This window comes from Stenotrophomonas sp. PA-6-5C (assembly GCF_021605635.1).
Classification (GTDB): Bacteria; Pseudomonadota; Gammaproteobacteria; order Xanthomonadales; family Xanthomonadaceae; genus Stenotrophomonas; species Stenotrophomonas lactitubi.
The window spans coordinates 16,174-32,340 of sequence record NZ_WKEE01000017.1 but is presented as its reverse complement, the minus strand read 5'-3'; the positions used below and the strand labels follow the sequence as shown (position 1 = coordinate 32,340).

Annotated in this window: 14 protein-coding genes; 4 read left to right on the top strand and 10 right to left on the bottom strand. The window is 66.1% G+C overall.

The features are described from left to right. Positions 1-71 precede the first annotated feature (71 nt). The 3 genes from GIW57_RS09535 to GIW57_RS09525 all read right to left on the bottom strand — a co-directional run bounded on the left by GIW57_RS09535 (position 72) and on the right by GIW57_RS09525 (position 5,556). Entirely contained in the window at positions 72-1,475 is a 1,404-nt protein-coding gene (locus tag GIW57_RS09535) for a mannose-1-phosphate guanylyltransferase/mannose-6-phosphate isomerase (protein WP_236510258.1), read from the bottom strand. A 12-nt stretch (positions 1,476-1,487) separates the two neighbouring features. After that, a complete protein-coding gene (locus GIW57_RS09530; protein WP_236510256.1) occupies positions 1,488-2,834 on the bottom strand; it encodes a phosphomannomutase in 1,347 nt (448 codons plus the stop codon). A gap of 97 nt (positions 2,835-2,931) precedes the next feature. After that, entirely contained in the window at positions 2,932-5,556 is a 2,625-nt protein-coding gene (locus GIW57_RS09525; protein ID WP_236510253.1) for a DEAD/DEAH box helicase, read from the bottom strand. A gap of 173 nt (positions 5,557-5,729) precedes the next feature. On the opposite strand from GIW57_RS09525, the gene GIW57_RS09520 reads away from it, so the two are divergent. From GIW57_RS09520 to GIW57_RS09510, 3 genes are read left to right on the top strand one after another with little or no spacing between them, the layout of a single operon-like run. Further along, positions 5,730-6,461 carry a CoA transferase subunit A gene (locus GIW57_RS09520; RefSeq protein ID WP_089238633.1) on the top strand — a complete coding sequence of 244 codons (732 nt, stop codon included), beginning with the start codon at positions 5,730-5,732 and terminating at the stop codon, positions 6,459-6,461. A 1-nt stretch (position 6,462) separates the two neighbouring features. Then, positions 6,463-7,095, top strand: coding sequence for a CoA transferase subunit B (locus tag GIW57_RS09515; protein WP_100462832.1), 633 nt, complete (start codon positions 6,463-6,465; stop codon positions 7,093-7,095). A gap of 46 nt (positions 7,096-7,141) precedes the next feature. Further along, a complete protein-coding gene (locus GIW57_RS09510; RefSeq protein WP_236510251.1) occupies positions 7,142-7,729 on the top strand; it encodes an alpha-ketoglutarate-dependent dioxygenase AlkB in 588 nt (195 codons plus the stop codon). An 84-nt stretch (positions 7,730-7,813) separates the two neighbouring features. Here GIW57_RS09510 and GIW57_RS09505 read toward each other — a convergent pair whose 3' ends face one another. From GIW57_RS09505 to GIW57_RS09490, 4 genes are read right to left on the bottom strand one after another with little or no spacing between them, the layout of a single operon-like run. Next, entirely contained in the window at positions 7,814-8,455 is a 642-nt protein-coding gene (locus GIW57_RS09505; protein ID WP_100462834.1) for an ABC-type transport auxiliary lipoprotein family protein, read from the bottom strand. Further along, a complete protein-coding gene (locus tag GIW57_RS09500; RefSeq protein ID WP_100551507.1) occupies positions 8,452-9,378 on the bottom strand; it encodes an MlaD family protein in 927 nt (308 codons plus the stop codon). The genes GIW57_RS09505 and GIW57_RS09500 overlap by 4 nt, the downstream gene beginning before the upstream one ends. Before the next feature lie 3 nt (positions 9,379-9,381). Further along, on the bottom strand, positions 9,382-10,209 hold the full coding sequence (locus GIW57_RS09495) for an ABC transporter ATP-binding protein (protein ID WP_236510248.1): 828 nt from the start codon (positions 10,207-10,209) through the stop codon (positions 9,382-9,384). Between the two features lies 1 nt (position 10,210). Beyond that, positions 10,211-11,332 (bottom strand): ABC transporter permease, encoded by a 1,122-nt coding sequence (locus tag GIW57_RS09490; RefSeq protein ID WP_202908249.1) that lies wholly within the window; start codon positions 11,330-11,332, stop codon positions 10,211-10,213. 92 nt (positions 11,333-11,424) lie between these two features. Here GIW57_RS09490 and GIW57_RS09485 point away from each other — a divergent pair, with 92 nt between their 5' ends. Next, positions 11,425-12,684, top strand: coding sequence for a threonine/serine exporter family protein (locus GIW57_RS09485; RefSeq protein WP_025878492.1), 1,260 nt, complete (start codon positions 11,425-11,427; stop codon positions 12,682-12,684). A gap of 119 nt (positions 12,685-12,803) precedes the next feature. Here the strand turns inward: GIW57_RS09485 and GIW57_RS09480 are convergent, their stop codons facing one another. The 3 genes from GIW57_RS09480 to GIW57_RS09470 form a co-directional block, all read right to left on the bottom strand. Next, positions 12,804-13,187, bottom strand: coding sequence for an H-NS histone family protein (locus GIW57_RS09480; protein ID WP_100462838.1), 384 nt, complete (start codon positions 13,185-13,187; stop codon positions 12,804-12,806). Between the two features lie 222 nt (positions 13,188-13,409). Continuing rightward, positions 13,410-15,113, bottom strand: coding sequence for a proline--tRNA ligase (locus GIW57_RS09475; RefSeq protein ID WP_100462839.1), 1,704 nt, complete (start codon positions 15,111-15,113; stop codon positions 13,410-13,412). Between the two features lie 598 nt (positions 15,114-15,711). Next, complete coding sequence (locus tag GIW57_RS09470; RefSeq protein WP_100465670.1) at positions 15,712-16,089, bottom strand: DUF4124 domain-containing protein; 378 nt, start codon at positions 16,087-16,089, stop codon at positions 15,712-15,714. Between the last annotated feature and the right edge of the window lie 78 nt (positions 16,090-16,167).

Sequence of the window (16,167 nt, the reverse complement as noted above, 5' to 3'; positions counted from 1 at the left end):
GACCACCGTTGGTGGTCGCTTGCATCCACTGCGTGCCGACCAACGGTCGGCACCCACCGCAGTGCGACGGGTCAACTGCGCCCGTAGGTATCCTCGAAGCGCACGATGTCATCCTCGCCGAGGTAGCTGCCCGACTGCACTTCGATCAGTTCCAGCGGCAGCTTGCCCGGGTTGCGCAGGCGATGGGTCACGCCCAGCGGGATGTAGGTGCTCTGGTTCTCGCTCAGCAGGATCACTTCATCGCCACGGGTGACCTCAGCCGTGCCACTGACCACGATCCAGTGCTCGGCACGGTGATGATGCATCTGCAGGCTCAACGTACCACCCGGCTTGACCGTGATCCGCTTGACCTGGAAACGCTCGCCGTTGTCGATCGAGTCGTAGGCCCCCCACGGGCGGTAGACCTTGCGGTGCCAGGTTGCTTCGCTGCGGCCGTCGGCCTTCAACTTTGCCACCACCGTCTTGACCTCCTGCATGCGGTCGGCCTTGCCGACCAGCACCGCATCGTCGGTCTCGACCACGATGACATCGTCGAGCCCGACCATCGCCACCAAGCGCTCGCCGTAGGCATACGTGTTGCGGCAGTCGATGGCGATCACATCGCCCTGGTGCGCATTGCCATCGCCGTCCTGCTGCGACACATCACGCAGTGCGGTCCACGAGCCGACATCGTTCCAGCCGGCGTCCAGCGGAATCACCACGGCGTCTGCGGTTTTTTCCATCACGGCATAGTCGATGGAATCGGAGGGAACGGTGGCGAATGCCTCTTTGTCGAGACGGGTGAAATCCGAATCGCGGCGGGCCTGCTGCCAGGCCTGGCGGCTGCCGGCCAGCATGTCGGGCTGGAAGCGCTCCAGTTCCTGCAGGTAGCGCGAGGCCTTGAACAAGAACATCCCGCTGTTCCAGTAATACTGGCCGCTGCTGACGTAACCGGTGGCGGTCTCAAGGTCGGGCTTTTCGACAAAGCGCTCGACCGCACGCAGGCCCTGCCCATTGGCGGCCTTGATATAGCCGTAGCCGGTTTCCGGACCGGTCGGCACGATGCCGAAGGTCACCAGCTTGCCGGCCTCGGCAGCGCTGGCTGCAGCCTGCACGACTGCGCGGAACGCGGCCTCATCGGTGATCACATGGTCCGAGGGCAGCACCAGCAGCAGCGCATCGGCGCCGTCGCGGGTGGCCTCCAGGGCTGCGACCGCGATCGCTGGCGCCGTATTGCGGCCAACCGGTTCCAGGATGATGGCAGCCGGCTCGGCGCCGACCTGCTGCAGCTGCTCGGCAGCGACGAAGCGGTGCTCCTCGTTGGCGATCACCAGCGGGCCATGCGCGGCGATGGGAGCGACGCGCTGCCAGGTGGCCTGCAGCATGGTCAGCTCGCTGGCCAACGGCAGGAACTGCTTGGGGTAGGACTCGCGCGACAGCGGCCACAGGCGGGTGCCGGAGCCACCGGACAGAATGACGGGCTGGATGATGCTCATGGTCGTCCTTGGTTACTGCTGAAGGAGGTGGGAAATTTCATCAGTGCGCGCCTGCATCAGCGCTGCGTCGCCGCGGGCTTCAACGTTCAGGCGCAGTAGCGGCTCGGTATTGGAGCTGCGCAGGTTGAAACGCCAGTCGCCGAAGTCGGCGCTGATGCCATCGGTGTGATCCAGCGCCGGCGCCTGTGCGGCATAATGCTCCATCACCCGCGCGACCGCTGCCTTTGCATCGGCGACCTTGAAGTTGATCTCGCCGCTGCACGGATACGCCGCCATGCGGTCTTCGACCCAGTCGGCCAGCGAGCGGCCGCTTTCGGAAATCAGCTGGGCGATCAGCAGCCAGGGGATCATGCCTGAGTCGGCATAGGCGAATTCGCGGAAGTAGTGATGGGCGCTCATTTCGCCGCCGTACACCGCATCCTCTGCGCGCATCTTCTCCTTGATGAAAGCGTGGCCGCTCTTGCACAGCACCGGCACGCCGCCAGCCTGCTCGACCATTTCGACGGTATTCCAGACAAGGCGCGGGTCATGCACGATCTTGCCGCCCGGATTGCGCTCCAGCGTTGCCTTGGCCAGCAGGCCGACCAGGTAATAGCCCTCGATGAAGCGGCCGGTATGGTCGAAGAAGAAGCAGCGATCGAAGTCGCCATCCCAGGCGATGCCGAAGTCGGCGCCATGCGCGCGCACGGCTTCGGCAGTGGCTGCGCGGTTTTCCGGCAGCAGCGGGTTGGGAATGCCGTTGGGGAAGTTGCCATCGGGTTCGTGGCAGATGCGGATGAACTCGAACGGCAGGTGCGGTGCCAGCAGGTCGACGATGGCGCCGGCGCCGCCGTTGCCGGCGTTCACCACCAGCTTCAGCGGCTTCAGTTTGCTGACATCGACATAGGACAGCAGATGCTGGATGTAGGCGCTCTTGTCGTGCTCGGCGGTCTGCCCAGCCTTGGCCGGGGCGGCGGGCGCGGTATCAGCGGCAACCGCATCGGAGATCGCGAACAGGCCGGTGTCCGAGCTGATCGGGCGGGCGTTCTCCTTGACCAGCTTCATCCCGTTGTAGTCCATCGGGTTGTGGCTGGCGGTGACCATTACGCCGCCAGCTGCCCCCAGGTGATCGGTCTGGAAATACACCTCTTCGGTACCGCACAGGCCGATGTCGATCACTTCGCGGCCGGTGCCGCGCAGGCCCGATGCCAGCGCATCCTGCAGCGCCGGGCTGGTCAGGCGCACGTCATGGCCAAGGACCACCGGGCCGGGCGCGAGCTGCGCGGCCAGGGCCACGCCTATGCGGCGGGCCAGGTCTTCGTTCAGTTCTTCCGGCACGCGGCCACGGATGTCATAGGCCTTGAAGGCGGGCAGGGGCATCGATCAGATCCTTTGGTGAGCTCAGCTTTTCATTGTAGCGCCCGGGCTGTATGGGAATCGTTTCCATCAGGCAACGCCACATGACTGACGTTCCCTGTCAGGCTTGCGCCGGCCGCCTGCTGGCCCTGCCAGGGCGTCTGCCCGGTGCACCCGGCAGCGGCGCCAGCAGCGCCTCCAGATCTGCTGCATCGAAGCGTGGACCTGTGCCTCCGGCACCCTCGAGGATCGCCTCGGCCAGGTCGGCCTTGCGCTGCTGCAGCTCGGCGATGCGTTCTTCGACGCTGCCTGCGGCGATCAGCTTGTAGACGAACACGGGCTGATCCTGGCCGATGCGATGGGCACGGTCGGTGGCCTGGTTCTCGGCGGCCGGGTTCCACCACGGATCAAAGTGGATGACAGTGTCGGCGGCGGTCAGATTCAAGCCCACGCCGCCGGCCTTCAGGCTGATGAGGAACACGGGAACCTCGCCGTCCATGAAGCGCTGTACCGGTGTTACCCGGTTCTGGGTGTCGCCGGTCAGGGTCACGTAGGCCAGGCCCAGCGCATCCAATGCCTGCGCAATCAGGGCCAGCATGCCGGTGAACTGCGAGAACAGCAGGATGCGGCGTCCTTCTTCGACCATGGACGGCAGCATCTCGCGCAGCAGGTCCAGCTTGGCCGAGCCGGCAGTGCGCGCGGGTGTCCCGCCCGGCAGCAGACGCGGATCGCAGCAGACCTGGCGCAGCTTCAGCAGGGCGTCCAGCACCACGATGTGGTTGCGTGCCAGCCCGCTGCCGTTGATTGCTTCGCGCACCTGTTTTTCCATTGCCGCACGCACGGTTTCGTACAGTTCGCGCTGGCCGCCTTCCATCGCCACGGTGCGGGTGATGACCGTCTTCGGCGGAAGTTCGGAGGCGACCTGGTCCTTGCGTCGGCGCAGGATGAAAGGACGCATGCGCTGGGCCAGCAGCTGTGCGCGCCGGCGATCGCTGCCGCGCTCGATGGGGTGGCGCCAGTGCTGGTTGAACTGCTTTTCGCTGCCGAGCAGCCCCGGCAGCAGGAAGTCGAACTGCGTCCACAGCTCGCCCAGGTGGTTTTCCAGCGGGGTACCGGTCAGGCACAGTCGATGCCGGGCCTGCAGCGTGCGCAGCGTCGCCGCTGCACGCGATCTGGGGTTTTTCACCTGCTGTGCCTCGTCCAGGATCAGCAGGTGATAGGAATGCGCCTGCAGCGCCTGTTCGTCGCGCCAGAGCAGGGGGTAGGTGGTCAATATCAGATCATGTGCGGCAATGGCGCCGAACTGCGTCTCACGTGCGGGTCCGTGCAGGGCCAGTACGCGCAGATCCGGGGTGAAGCGCGCAGCTTCACTCTGCCAGTTGTGCAGCAGTGACGTCGGCATGACCACCAGTGCCGGTTTGTCCAGGCGGCCGCTCTGCTTTTCAACCAGGAGATGGGCCAGCGTCTGCAGTGTCTTGCCCAGGCCCATGTCATCGGCCAGCACGCCGCCCAGACCCTGCTGGCGCAGGTACTGCAGCCAGGACAGGCCTTCAAGCTGGTAGCTGCGCAGCGTCGCGCGCAAGCCCTGGGGCGCCGGGACAGCGGTCATCGCCGGTGCGTCCAGCAGGCGCTGCACGCGTGCGCGGGTATCGTTGCTGCTGTGCAGTCGCAGCTGCGCGGCGTCCTGCAGTGCCTGCAGGCGTCCGCGATCGTGCGCCTGCAGGCGCAACGGTTGCCCGTGGTCACCGAACAGATCCGCCAGCAGCGCGATCACCGGTTTCAGACGCCCCGCGCGCAGTGCCAGGCGTTCATTGCCCGCCGTCGTCAGCAGTACGTTCTCGTCATCGCCGATCGCGTCCAGCTGGCCGCGCAGCCAGCGCGGATCGGACTGCAGTACGCCCTGCAACAGCGGAACCAGGGCAACGCTGCGGCCATCGACGTCAATGGTCAGGGCCAGGTCGAACGCAGCGCTGTCGGTGGACATCGACCGCACATCCAGGTCGATCTCCTCAACCCGGGTGATGCGATGGCGGAAGGCATCGTCAGTCTCGATCTTCCAGCCCAGCGCTTCCAGCCGCAGCACATCCTCCAGCAGGAAGCGGGTCCAGTCGAAACTGCGCAGCTCGAACAACGGGCCACCGCCATCCAGCACGATGCGCGGTTGCCGCTCGCGGTGCAGATGGACGCTGTTCAGTTCCGCTTCGCGCCGTGCCTCCCCGGCCAGGTCACGCGGCAGCAGGTAGAGCTGGCCCTCGGCGCCATGCACGAACAGCGACGGGTCGTCGAGAAAACGCACGTGTTCGCCGTATTCGAAAGCGACGGTGGCGACGTCGAGCCACTGCGAGGCATCGCGTTCGGTGAGCCAGGCGGGACGGTACTCCATGCTGTGCAGATGGAGGATCGGCGTCATCGCCTGGGTCTGCAGGGTGGGCAGCGTTGGCCTGGAGGCCGGACGCAGCAGGCCCGGCGCGCCCTGCAGGGAGGTTTCCAGCGCGGCCAGCAGCACGGCGGCGACATGCTCGCACTGCCCGCCAACCGGACAGGTGCAGCGACTCTGCAGGGGGCTGTGCGGTGTGCGGGCGCTGGCATCCAGGTCGATCGACACCTGCCAGCCCTCGAGCTGGGCGGTCAGCAGCGGTGACTGGTAGCGCAGTTCACGCACTGCCGAAACGAGGTGGTTGCCCTTGCCCAGTGTCCCGGCATCCAGCCAGCGGGACAGTTCCCCTCCGGTGAATACTACGGCCATGCGTCGTCCTGTCCTCTCCATCTGCAGCACGCGTTGCCAAGGGCACCGCAAGCGGGGAAGCGGACATTCTACGGATTGAAGGACCGGCATGCTGGTTCATGCTGCGGCGCATCCCAGCCGGCAACGGGTGTACCGCTAGAATGGCGGCATTCTCACCGGGTAGGGCAGTAGAGATGCAGCAATCGACTTCCAGCGGCACGCGCAGCAAGCGTTTCGCCTCTGCGGCGGATGCCCTGCAGGGCGTGGTCGCTGATGGCCAGGTTCTGGCCGTGGGTGGCTTCGGCCTGTGCGGTATTCCTGAAGCACTGATCGCCGCGTTGCGCGACAGTGGCGCCAAGGGCCTGACCGTGATCTCCAACAACGCCGGCGTGGATGGCTTCGGCCTGGGCCAGCTGCTGGAAACCCGGCAGATCAAGAAGATGATCTCGTCCTACGTGGGCGAGAACAAAGAGTTCGAGCGGCAGTTCCTGGCCGGCGAGCTGGAGCTGGAGTTCAACCCGCAGGGCACCCTGGCCGAACGCCTGCGTGCCGGTGGTGCGGGTATCCCGGCCTTCTTCACCGCTACCGGCTACGGCACGGTGGTGGCCGAAGGCAAGGAAACCCGTGAGTTCGACGGCAAGCACTACGTGATGGAAACCGCGCTGCGTGCCGACGTGGCGCTGGTAAAGGCCTGGAAAGCCGACGAGGCCGGCAACCTGGTGTTCCGCAAGACCGCGCGCAACTTCAATCCGGCCTGCGCGATGGCCGGCAAGGTCTGCATCGTGGAAGTGGAGGAGGTGGTGCCGGTCGGCAGCATCGATCCGGACCAGGTGCATCTGCCGGGCATCTACGTGCACCGCATCGTGCACAACCCCACCCCCGAAAAACGTATCGAACAGCGCACCATCCGCGCGGAGGGCAACTGACATGGCATGGACCCGCGATGAGATGGCGGCGCGCGCTGCGCGTGAACTGACCGACGGTGCCTACGTGAACCTGGGCATCGGCCTGCCGACGCTGGTGGCCAATCACATTCCCGATGGCGTGGACGTGTGGCTGCAATCGGAGAACGGCCTGCTGGGTATCGGCCCGTTCCCGACCGAGGACGAAGTCGATGCAGACCTGATCAATGCCGGCAAGCAGACCGTCACCGCACGTGCAGGGGCCAGCTATTTCGGCAGCCATGACAGCTTCGCGATGATCCGCGGTGGCCACGTCAACCTGGCCATCCTGGGTGCAATGCAGGTGACCGACCAGGGCGACCTGGCCAACTGGATGGTGCCCGGCAAGATGGTCAAGGGCATGGGCGGTGCGATGGACCTGGTGGCTGGCGTACAGCGGGTGGTGGTGCTGATGGAGCACACCGCCAAGAACGGCGAACACAAGATCCTGTCCGAGTGCACGCTGCCGTTGACCGGCGTGGGCGTGGTCGATCGCATCATCACCGACCTGGCGGTGTTCGATGTGAGCGATGACGGTCTGGTGCTGGTAGAGACTGCCGCGGGTGTGGGCGAGGATGAGTTGAAGGAAAAGACCGGCGTTGCGTTCAAGCGCCGCTGAGCATCCACGGGGCGGCACGTCGCTGCCCCCTCTCCCTGAATCCCCCATGCTGTTTCCCCACGACCTGCCTGATGCTGACGTCCGCCATCTGCCGGGCTGGTTGCCAGCGGGGGACGCAGACGCGCTGTTGCAAGCGCTGTGCGAAGCGGTTCCTTGGGAGATTCACCGCATCCGCATGTTCGGCAACTGGGTTGATTCACCACGGCTCAGTTGCTGGATCGGTGATCCGCAGGCGCGTTACCGCTATTCGGGTGCCGAGTTCGTGCCCCACCCGTGGCCGCCCCTGTTGTCACCGCTGCGCGATCGGCTGCAGGGACAGGGCGTCGGTCGATTCAACAGCGTACTGCTCAACCGCTATCGCGGCGGCACTGACTACATGGGCTGGCACAGCGATGACGAGCCCGAGCTGGGGCCGGCGCCGCTGATTGCTTCGTTGAGCCTCGGCGCGGCACGCCGCTTTCTGCTGCGCCGTCGCGATGACACCACGCGCAAGGCGGAATTCCTGCTGGGTCATGGCGACCTGCTGCTGATGGGCGGCACTACCCAGCGCCACTACCAGCACGCGTTGCCCAAGATGGCGCGGGTGCAGGGGGAACGCATCAACCTGACGTTCCGCTGGATCACGCCGCGCTGAGGGCTGCCGCCGGGCATGGCCCGGCGCTACCGGAACCGCGCGGGGTAGCGCCGGGCCATGCCCGGCGAGTGCAGCGGTGGTCAATCAGCGCTTCAGTGCCTGCTTGTCGTTCTGCCCGCTGCTCAGCGTCCAGCCCACTACGTCCTGCGCTACCTGCTGCAGGCCACGCTCGAACGCCGCTGCCACTGCCGACACGTCGGTGCTGCCTACCGGCTGCAGCTGACGGAAGGTTCGGTCGGCGACCACCCGCTGGTTGGTCACGTCGATCAGCTTGGCGTTGATCTCGATGACGACCGTTGGCGTTGCCTGGCCCTGGTAGTCCGATTCGAAGCGACGGATGTCAGTGGACAGCTTGTAGTCGGCGCGGATGCCGGCAGCGACGCGGGCCACGCCGTGGATGCGGCCGGAATCCTCGAAGCCGCGCAGCAGGGTGTCCTCGATCATGTCGGTGGCCGGCTGTGCCCAGCTGGCGCCCTTGTAGATCTCCAGCTCCGATGGCGTCGGTCGCACGTTGATGCGCGGGCTGTCGACCATGCGTGCAGCGCTGGGCTTGGCCAGCACCAGTTGCCAGTCGGCCTGCGGCCAGCTGGGGTCGACCTTGACCTGCACGGCCGGCGAATAGAGGGTGACGGGGTTCTTGTCGCCGCTGCCGAGGATCGAGCAGCCACCCAGCAGGGTGGCCAGCGACGCTGCCAGCAACAGGCGCGGAAGGGTGGTCGGGCTCATTTGGGTTCGAACTCCTTCGGGGCGTCGCGGCCGAGCAGGTAGCGTGCGGGGTTGTTCTCGAGACGGTCGCTGACCCGGCGCAGGTCGCGGATCAGGCCACGCAGTTCACCCAGGGTCGGGCCGAGCTGGCCGAGGCCGTCATTGGCGAAGCTGTTGATGGCGGCGCGGTTCTCGCCAAGGATCGAATCGGCATTGCCGGCGGCCGAATCAAGCTTGGCCAGGGTGGCGTCGAGCTTGTCGATGATGCCCGGCAACTGCTGCACCAGGTTCTTGTCCAGGCGCTCGATGGTGCCGTTGGTGGTCTTCAGGGTGGTGTCCAGGCTGCGCGCGGCGTCGCGCGCGCTGAGCAGCAGCGACTGCGTCCCCTGGTCACGGTCGGCCAGGCCGCCACTGATCGTTTCCAGGTTGGCCAAAGTGGCGTTGATCGAGGCGACGTTACGGTCGCTGAGGATCTGGTCCATGCGCTCGACGATGCGGTTGGCCACGTCGGTGATGTTCTGCAGCGCCGACGGCGTGGTCGGGATGATCGGTGCCGGGTCCTTGTTGACCGTGGTCAGCGCCGGCGACTGCGGCGTGCCGCCGCTGAGCTGGATGATCGACGGGCCGGTCAGGCTGGTGATCGCCAGCTTGGCGCGGGTATCGGTCTTGACCGGCGTGGTCGAGTTCAGGCGGATGCGTGCGACCACCTGGCGCGGATCGTCCGGCACCAGGTTCAGTTCGGTGATCGAGCCCACCGCGATGCCGTTGTACTGCACCGGGCTGCCGACCGACAGGCCGGTCACTGCCTCGCGGAACACTACCCGGTATTCCTGCCAGGTACGGTCGGAGGAGTACTTGGCGGCCCACAGGCCGAAGGCCAGCAGGGCCAGGCCGGTGATCAGGGTGAACGCGCCGATCAGCACGTAGTTGGCTTTCGTTTCCATGGCTCAGGCACTCTCGATCTGTTCGCCACGCGCGGCGCGCGCGCGGGGTCCGTGGAAGTATTCCTGGATCCACGGATGATCCAGTCTCTCGATTTCCGGCAGCGGCGCATTGGCCACCACCTTGCGGTCGGCGATGACCGCCACCCGGTCGCAGATCGCATACAGCGTGTCCAGGTCGTGGGTGATCAGGAACACGGTCAGCCCCAGCGCTTCCTGCAGGGTCTTGATCAGACGGTCGAACGCGGCCGCACCGATCGGGTCCAGCCCGGCGGTGGGTTCGTCCAGGAACAGCAGCGGTGGATCCAGCGCCAGCGCACGTGCCAGGCCAGCGCGCTTGCGCATGCCGCCAGACAGCTGCGAGGGCAGCTTGTTGATCGCATCGGCTGGCAGGCCGGCCAGTTTCACCTTCAGCAGGGCCAGCTCGTAGTGCCAGCGCTCGGGCAGTTCGCGGTGGTGTTCCTTCAGCGGCACCTGCACGTTCTCGCCGACGGTCAGCGACGAGAACAGGGCGCCGTCCTGGAACAGCACGCCGGTATTGCGTTCGATGTGCAGGCGGCTCTCGGCGTCATCGGCACGCGCATCGCGGCCGAGCACTTCGATCTGCCCTTCATCCGGCACGCGCAGGCCCAGGATCGAGCGCATCAGCACCGATTTACCGGTGCCCGAACCGCCCACTACGCCAAGGATCTCGCCACGGCGCACGTCCAGGTCCAGCCCTTCGTGCACGGTCTGGCTGCCAAAGCGGTTGACCAGCCCGCGCACGCGGATGGCCAGGTCGTGGCCTTCGTCGTCCTGCATGGGCACTTCGTCGGGGATCGGATGCGTGCTCATGTCACCAGTCCATGTGCATGAACCACAACGCCGCGAAGGCGTCGATGATGATCACCAGCGAGATCGTCTGCACCACGCTGGAGGTGGTGCGCTCGCCGACCGACTGCGCGGTGCCTTCGACCTTCAGGCCTTCCAGGCAGCCGATCAGGCCGATCACCAGCGCGAATACCGGCGCCTTGGACAGCCCCACCAGCATGTGCCGCACTTCCATCGTGTCGTGCATGCGCGCGATATACATCTGCGGCGGAATATCCAGATCGAACGCGCCGACGGTGATACCGCCAGCCAGGCCGGCGACCATCGCGATGAAGGTCAGCAGCGGCAGCGTCACCAGCAGCGCGACCAGGCGCGGCAGCACCAGCAGATCGATGGGGTCGAGCCCCAGGGTGCGCATCGCATCGATTTCCTCGCGTGCCTTCATTGCACCGATCTGCGCGGTGAAGGCACTGGCGGTGCGGCCGGCCAGCACGATCGCGGTCAGCAGCACGGCGAATTCGCGCAGGAAGGCGATGTTCACCAGTTCGACCACGAAGATCTCCGCGCCGAAATCGCGCAGGATCGTAGAACCGAGGAAGGCGATCACTGCGCCGACCAGGTAGGACAGCAGCGCCACCAGTGGTACCGCGTCCAGCCCGACCTGCTCCATTTGATGCACGGTCGCGGTCAGGCGGAAACGCCGGGGTTCCTTGACCAGGCGTGCGGCCTTGACCAGGTTCTCACCGAGGAAGCTGCACAGCGCCTTGATGTTGTGGCCCGTGGCATGGACGCTGACGCCCAGCCGCTCCAGCGCCGCCAGCACGCCGAAGTCACGCTTCGGCTTCGGACGGTCGTCGGCGACTTCTTCGATGGTGCACACCAGCGCCTGGTGGTCCGGCCGGAACTGCAGTGCGTCTTCGCTCAGGTCAGCGCGATGGGCGACGCGCAGCACCTGCAGCACGCCGGCCGAGTCGAGCAGCTCGATGCCGGTGGCGTCGATGCCGGTCAGCGTGTCCGGAACGCCACGCAGCACTTCGGCCGCGGCCAGCGCGGTCTTCAGGGTCCAGTGGCCGGACAGCCGGATCAGTCCCGGATCCTGAGCGTCCTGTTCGAGCTGGGGGGCGTGGGTCGGGGTCATGGGGGCCATTCGGGTCGCAGCATAACCGTTCTGAATTGCACGTCGCGTCGAACCAGGATGAATTTCTCCAGCAGAGCCTGACGTAGGTAATACTACGGCGCATGTCCGCAGACGCTCACACGATCCCCACGCCCCAGGCCACCTACGCGCAGCGCGTGGCCTTCGTTTCCGAGATCGCCGGCCGCCTGCACAGCTACGGCACAACGGCCCAGCGCCTGGAAGCGGCGGTGGTTGCATTGGCCCGCCAGCTCGATCTGGATTGTGAACCGTGGTCGAATCCCACCGGCATCATCCTCAGTTTCAGCGACCCGGCGCAGGCCATCGGCTCCAGCGACATCACCCGGGTGATCCGGCTGGCGCCCGGCGAGAACGACCTGCACAAGCTCAGCGTGGCTGACGGGATCGCCGAAGAAGTGGCCAACGGCCGCATGAGCATTGCCCAGGGCCATACCGCGCTGCGCCAGCTGGACAAGGATCCGGGCCGGCGCGGCAAGCTGCGCACCATCCTGTCCTTCACCCTTGGTGCGGCCGGCGTGGCAGGCATGTGGAAGCTGCCGTGGCTGGACATCGCCACCGCCGGCGTCATCGGCTTGTTGATCGGCCTGCTCGGCATGGTCACCGACAAGCGCCCGGCCAGCCGTGAAGCGGCCGAAGCGCTGGCGGCGCTGCTGGCCGGCCTGGTCGCCACCGTGGTCGCCACGTTCGTGGGCGCCCTGAATCTCAATACGGTGATCATCGCCTCGCTGGTGGTGCTGCTGCCTGGCATGTCACTGACCAATGCGGTCAATGAACTGGCCAGCCAGCACTGGGTGTCCGGCACCGCGCGCTTTGCCGGCGCGCTGACCACGATCATGAAGCTCAGTGTCGGCGCGATGATCGCGGTGACACTGGCCGATGTGCTGGGGCTGGACCCGATGATCCGTGCCTCGCGGCCCCAGGGGCCGTGGGTGGAGTGGGGCTCGCTGCTGACGGCGGCGTTCGCCTTCGCCATGTTGTTCAAGGCCAACCGCCGCGACTATCCGTGGGTGATCGCCGCGTCGGTCGCCGGTTACGCGATCTCCAAATTTGGTGGTCATGCCTGGGGTACGCCGGCCGGCATCTTCCTGTCGGCGATGCTGCTGACCGCCGGCGGCAACCTGTTCGGGCGCGTGGTCGGCCGTCCCGGCGCGATCATCCGCCTGCCGGGCATCATCATGATGGTGCCTGGCAGCACCAGCCTGCGCGGCGTGCTGACCCTGGTCCAGCAACAGGACGTGGGTGCCGGCCAGAGCGTGTTCCTGACCGTGTTGAACGTGGTGATGGCGCTGGTCGCCGGCCTGCTGTTCGGCAACCTGCTGATGCCGGCGCGCAAGACGCTGTAGGTGTGGACCGTTGGTCCGCACACCCTTGAATGGTGTGGGTGTGGACCGTTGGTCCACACGCCGGACAAAGAAAAAACGCCGGCTTTCGCCGGCGTTTCTCATTGCAACCCGATCAGGCCTCAGGCCTTCTTGATCAGGAAATCTTCCGGCTTCTTGCTGCCCTTGGCGGTCAGCTCGGCCATCCAGCGCGGCTGCTTGCCACGACCGGTCCAGGTTTCCTTCGGGTTGGCCGGGTTGCGGTACTTCGGCGCAACCTTGCCCAGCTTGCGGCCGGCGGTCTTGGACGGGGCCTTGGTGGCCTTGGCGACCTTGCGCGCGCGCGGTGCGGGGGCATCACCGAACAGTTCCTCGATGGTGTAACCCTCGGTCTTGGCCAGCTTGCTCAGCTGGGCACGCACCTTGGTGATCGGGCGACGCTTGGCGACGATGGTCTGCTGCTTCTTGGCTGTGCGGATCAATGCGCCCAGCTCACGTGCCGACAGGCCGGTCAGGTCGATGCTCATCAACGATTACTCCAGAAACTAATTTAGGGACAGGGACGAGCCGGTCCGTGGCGTCGCGGGACAGAGTAATGAGGAATTAATCCCAGCACAAACAGTTGTGGTCACCGTCTGTCGGCTGGCTGGCCCGGTTGCGACCATTTTGACCGGATTATGTCCGCTGCGATTTTCCGGGGATGGCCATCCGGCATAAAAAAGACCGGGGTATACCCCGGTCTTTTCCGATCAACCCTGCAGGCGCTGCAGCAGGGTGGCCTTGTCCAGGCTCTCCGCTTCGGCCGCCCGACGCGAGCGGTACTCGAAGGTCCCTGCGGCCAGGCCGCGCTCGCTGACCACCACCCGGTGCGGGATGCCGATCAGTTCCATGTCGGCAAACATCGCGCCCGGGCGCAGGCCGCGGTCGTCCAGTGCGGCATCCAGACCGGCATCGCGCAGCTCCTGCAGCAGGCCTGCAGCGGCATCGGCCACGCCCGCGTCGCCCTTCGGATTGATCACGCAGACCACCACCTGCCACGGCGCCATCGCGTCGGGCCAGATGATGCCGGCGTCGTCGTGGTTCTGCTCGATGGCTGCAGCGACCACACGCGAAATGCCGATGCCGTAGCAGCCCATCGTCATCACCGCGGCCTTGCCGTTCTCGTCCAGCACGGTGGCATCGAGCGCCTTCGCATAGGTGCGGCCCAGCTGGAACACGTGGCCGACTTCGATGCCGCGGGCGATTTTCAGTTCGCCGCCATCCAGCGCACGATCACCGGCACGCACGTTGCGGATGTCCGCCACTTCCGGTTCCGCCAGGTCGCGGCCCCAGTTGACGCCAGCCAGGTGGAAACCGGCCTCGTTGGCACCCACGACGAAGTCGGACATCGCCGCCACTTCGCGATCGGCGACCACGCGGATCGGCTTGGCCGGCGCGACCGGACCGAGGAAGCCCGGCACGCTGCCGAGGTAGTCGGCGATCTCTGCTTCGCTGGCAAAGCGCTGCTCGTCCAGGCCGGCAACCTTGCCCAGCTTGATCTCATTGACCTCGTGGTCGCCACGCACCAGCACCAGCACGAACTGCTGTGCCTTGCCTTCACCGGCGATCAGCGCCACCGACTTCACCGTGCGCTGCAGGTCGATGCCGAGCAGGGCGGCAACGTCTTCGCAGGTCTTCTGGGTCGGAGTTTCGACCTTGCGCAGCGTTTCGCTGGCCGCAGCACGCGCGGCCGGATCGGCGGCAATGGCCGCTTCCATGTTGGCGGCGTAGTCCGAACCGGTGGAGAACACCAGCGCGTCTTCACCGGAATCGGCGATCACGTGGAATTCCTGCGAGGCGTCACCGCCGATCGCACCGGAATCGGCCTGTACCATGCGGAAATCCAGGCCCAGACGGGTGAAGATGCGGCTGTAGGCCACCTTCATGTTTTCGTACTCACGCACGAGGTCTTCGTCGTGCAGGTGGAACGAATAGGCGTCCTTCATCAGGAACTCGCGCGCACGCATCACACCGAAGCGCGGACGGATCTCGTCGCGGAACTTGGTCTGGATCTGGTAGAAGTTCACCGGCAGCTGCTTGTAGCTGGACAGTTCGCTGCGCGCGAAATCGCAGGCGGCTTCTTCGGCGGTGGGGCTGTAGCAGAAGGTCTGTTCCTTGCGGTCCTTGATCTTCAGCAGCTGCGGGCCGAACTTCTGCCAGCGACCGGTCTGCTCCCACAGTTCCTTCGGCTGGATGGTCGGAATCTGGAATTCGACGGCACCGGCACGGTCCATTTCCTCGCGGACGATGCGTTCGACCTTGCGCAGCACGCGCAGGCCCAGCGGCGACCAGGTGTAGAGGCCGGACGCGAGCTTGCGGATCATGCCCGCGCGCAGCATCAGCCGGTGGCTGGTCAGCTCGGCGTCGCTGGGGGTTTCCTTGGTGGTGTGCAGGTGGAACTGGGAGAGGCGCATCGTCGGCTTCGGATTTCGGCAGAGACACCTATTCTGCCAGCCCGGCCGGGGGAGGGGTATCGGCCGGGCGGCGCCCGGCACCCGCAGAGGCCAGAGCAACGGCAACGTCAAAAGCGGGATTTCTGTGGGATGGCGGGGTGGGTCCGGTTGCGGGGGACGCCGTGAATCCGTCCATGGAGGCTTGGGCGCGCCATCCATGGCGCTTACACCCCCGCAACCGGACCCACCCCGCCTTCGACAGATTTCTGCGATCTGCCGGAATGGCATGGGCTGCTCTTGGTGGGTGTCGACCTTGGTCGACACGGTAGATCCACGCCATGCGTGGATGATCTTCGTTCAATTGTCGAAATCTTCGATTTCGATGGAGATTCATCCACGCATGGCGTGGATCTACTGGCCATCGGGAAACTGTCGAAGGCGGGGCGGTGTCGGATTGCGGGGTGTCAGCCGCATGGATGCGGCTGCCAAGCCTACAGGGACGTACTTGCGGCGTCCCCGCAATCCGACACCGCCCCGTCATCCCACGGAATGCCCGCTTTTGACGTTGACGTTGACGTTGATTCGGCGGGTGCCGGGCGCCGCCCGGCCGATCCCCCCTTCAACCCGCCGGTGGGCAGTACGCCTTGATCGCCGCCTCGGCCAGGCCCTTCTGCGCGCTGCGCTGTTCCGGGGTAAGCGCGGTATCGGCCTTGCCGTCGCCATCGGTGTCCTGCATCACCGGGCCGCTGCCCTCCAGCAGCGCCACGTTGGCGCGGGCGGTGCTGCATTGCTCCGGCACCGGCGCGGCGGCAGGCTCCGGCGCCGCGTCCGCCACCGGCGTCCTGGCCTGGGCACGGGTCTCGTACTTGGCCCCGGCCGGCGGCGTTTCCGAATACTGGGTCACGCCCTTGGCGTCCTTCCACTTGTAGACAGGGCCGGCCAGCGCCGTGGTACTGGCCAACAGCAGCAGGCAACCCAGGCAGGACAGGGCACGCATGGCAAACTCCGCAGAATGGGCGTAGAACGCCGATTGCAGCATTGGCGCCGACCGCTGGCAAGTCGATTAAACTGGATT

Bases quoted from the DNA above. Each gene is read 5' to 3' on its own strand.
- GIW57_RS09535 (WP_236510258.1), bottom strand. From the start codon at position 1,475: ATGAGCATCATCCAGCCCGTCATTCTGTCCGGTGGCTCCGGCACCCGC.
- GIW57_RS09530 (WP_236510256.1), bottom strand. From the start codon at position 2,834: ATGCCCCTGCCCGCCTTCAAGGCCTATGACATCCGTGGCCGCGTGCCG.
- GIW57_RS09525 (WP_236510253.1), bottom strand. From the start codon at position 5,556: ATGGCCGTAGTATTCACCGGAGGGGAACTGTCCCGCTGGCTGGATGCC.
- GIW57_RS09520 (WP_089238633.1), top strand. From the start codon at position 5,730: ATGCAGCAATCGACTTCCAGCGGCACGCGCAGCAAGCGTTTCGCCTCT.
- GIW57_RS09515 (WP_100462832.1), top strand. From the start codon at position 6,463: ATGGCATGGACCCGCGATGAGATGGCGGCGCGCGCTGCGCGTGAACTG.
- GIW57_RS09510 (WP_236510251.1), top strand. From the start codon at position 7,142: ATGCTGTTTCCCCACGACCTGCCTGATGCTGACGTCCGCCATCTGCCG.
- GIW57_RS09505 (WP_100462834.1), bottom strand. From the start codon at position 8,455: ATGAGCCCGACCACCCTTCCGCGCCTGTTGCTGGCAGCGTCGCTGGCC.
- GIW57_RS09500 (WP_100551507.1), bottom strand. From the start codon at position 9,378: ATGGAAACGAAAGCCAACTACGTGCTGATCGGCGCGTTCACCCTGATC.
- GIW57_RS09495 (WP_236510248.1), bottom strand. From the start codon at position 10,209: ATGAGCACGCATCCGATCCCCGACGAAGTGCCCATGCAGGACGACGAA.
- GIW57_RS09490 (WP_202908249.1), bottom strand. From the start codon at position 11,332: ATGGCCCCCATGACCCCGACCCACGCCCCCCAGCTCGAACAGGACGCT.
- GIW57_RS09485 (WP_025878492.1), top strand. From the start codon at position 11,425: ATGTCCGCAGACGCTCACACGATCCCCACGCCCCAGGCCACCTACGCG.
- GIW57_RS09480 (WP_100462838.1), bottom strand. From the start codon at position 13,187: ATGAGCATCGACCTGACCGGCCTGTCGGCACGTGAGCTGGGCGCATTG.
- GIW57_RS09475 (WP_100462839.1), bottom strand. From the start codon at position 15,113: ATGCGCCTCTCCCAGTTCCACCTGCACACCACCAAGGAAACCCCCAGC.
- GIW57_RS09470 (WP_100465670.1), bottom strand. From the start codon at position 16,089: ATGCGTGCCCTGTCCTGCCTGGGTTGCCTGCTGCTGTTGGCCAGTACC.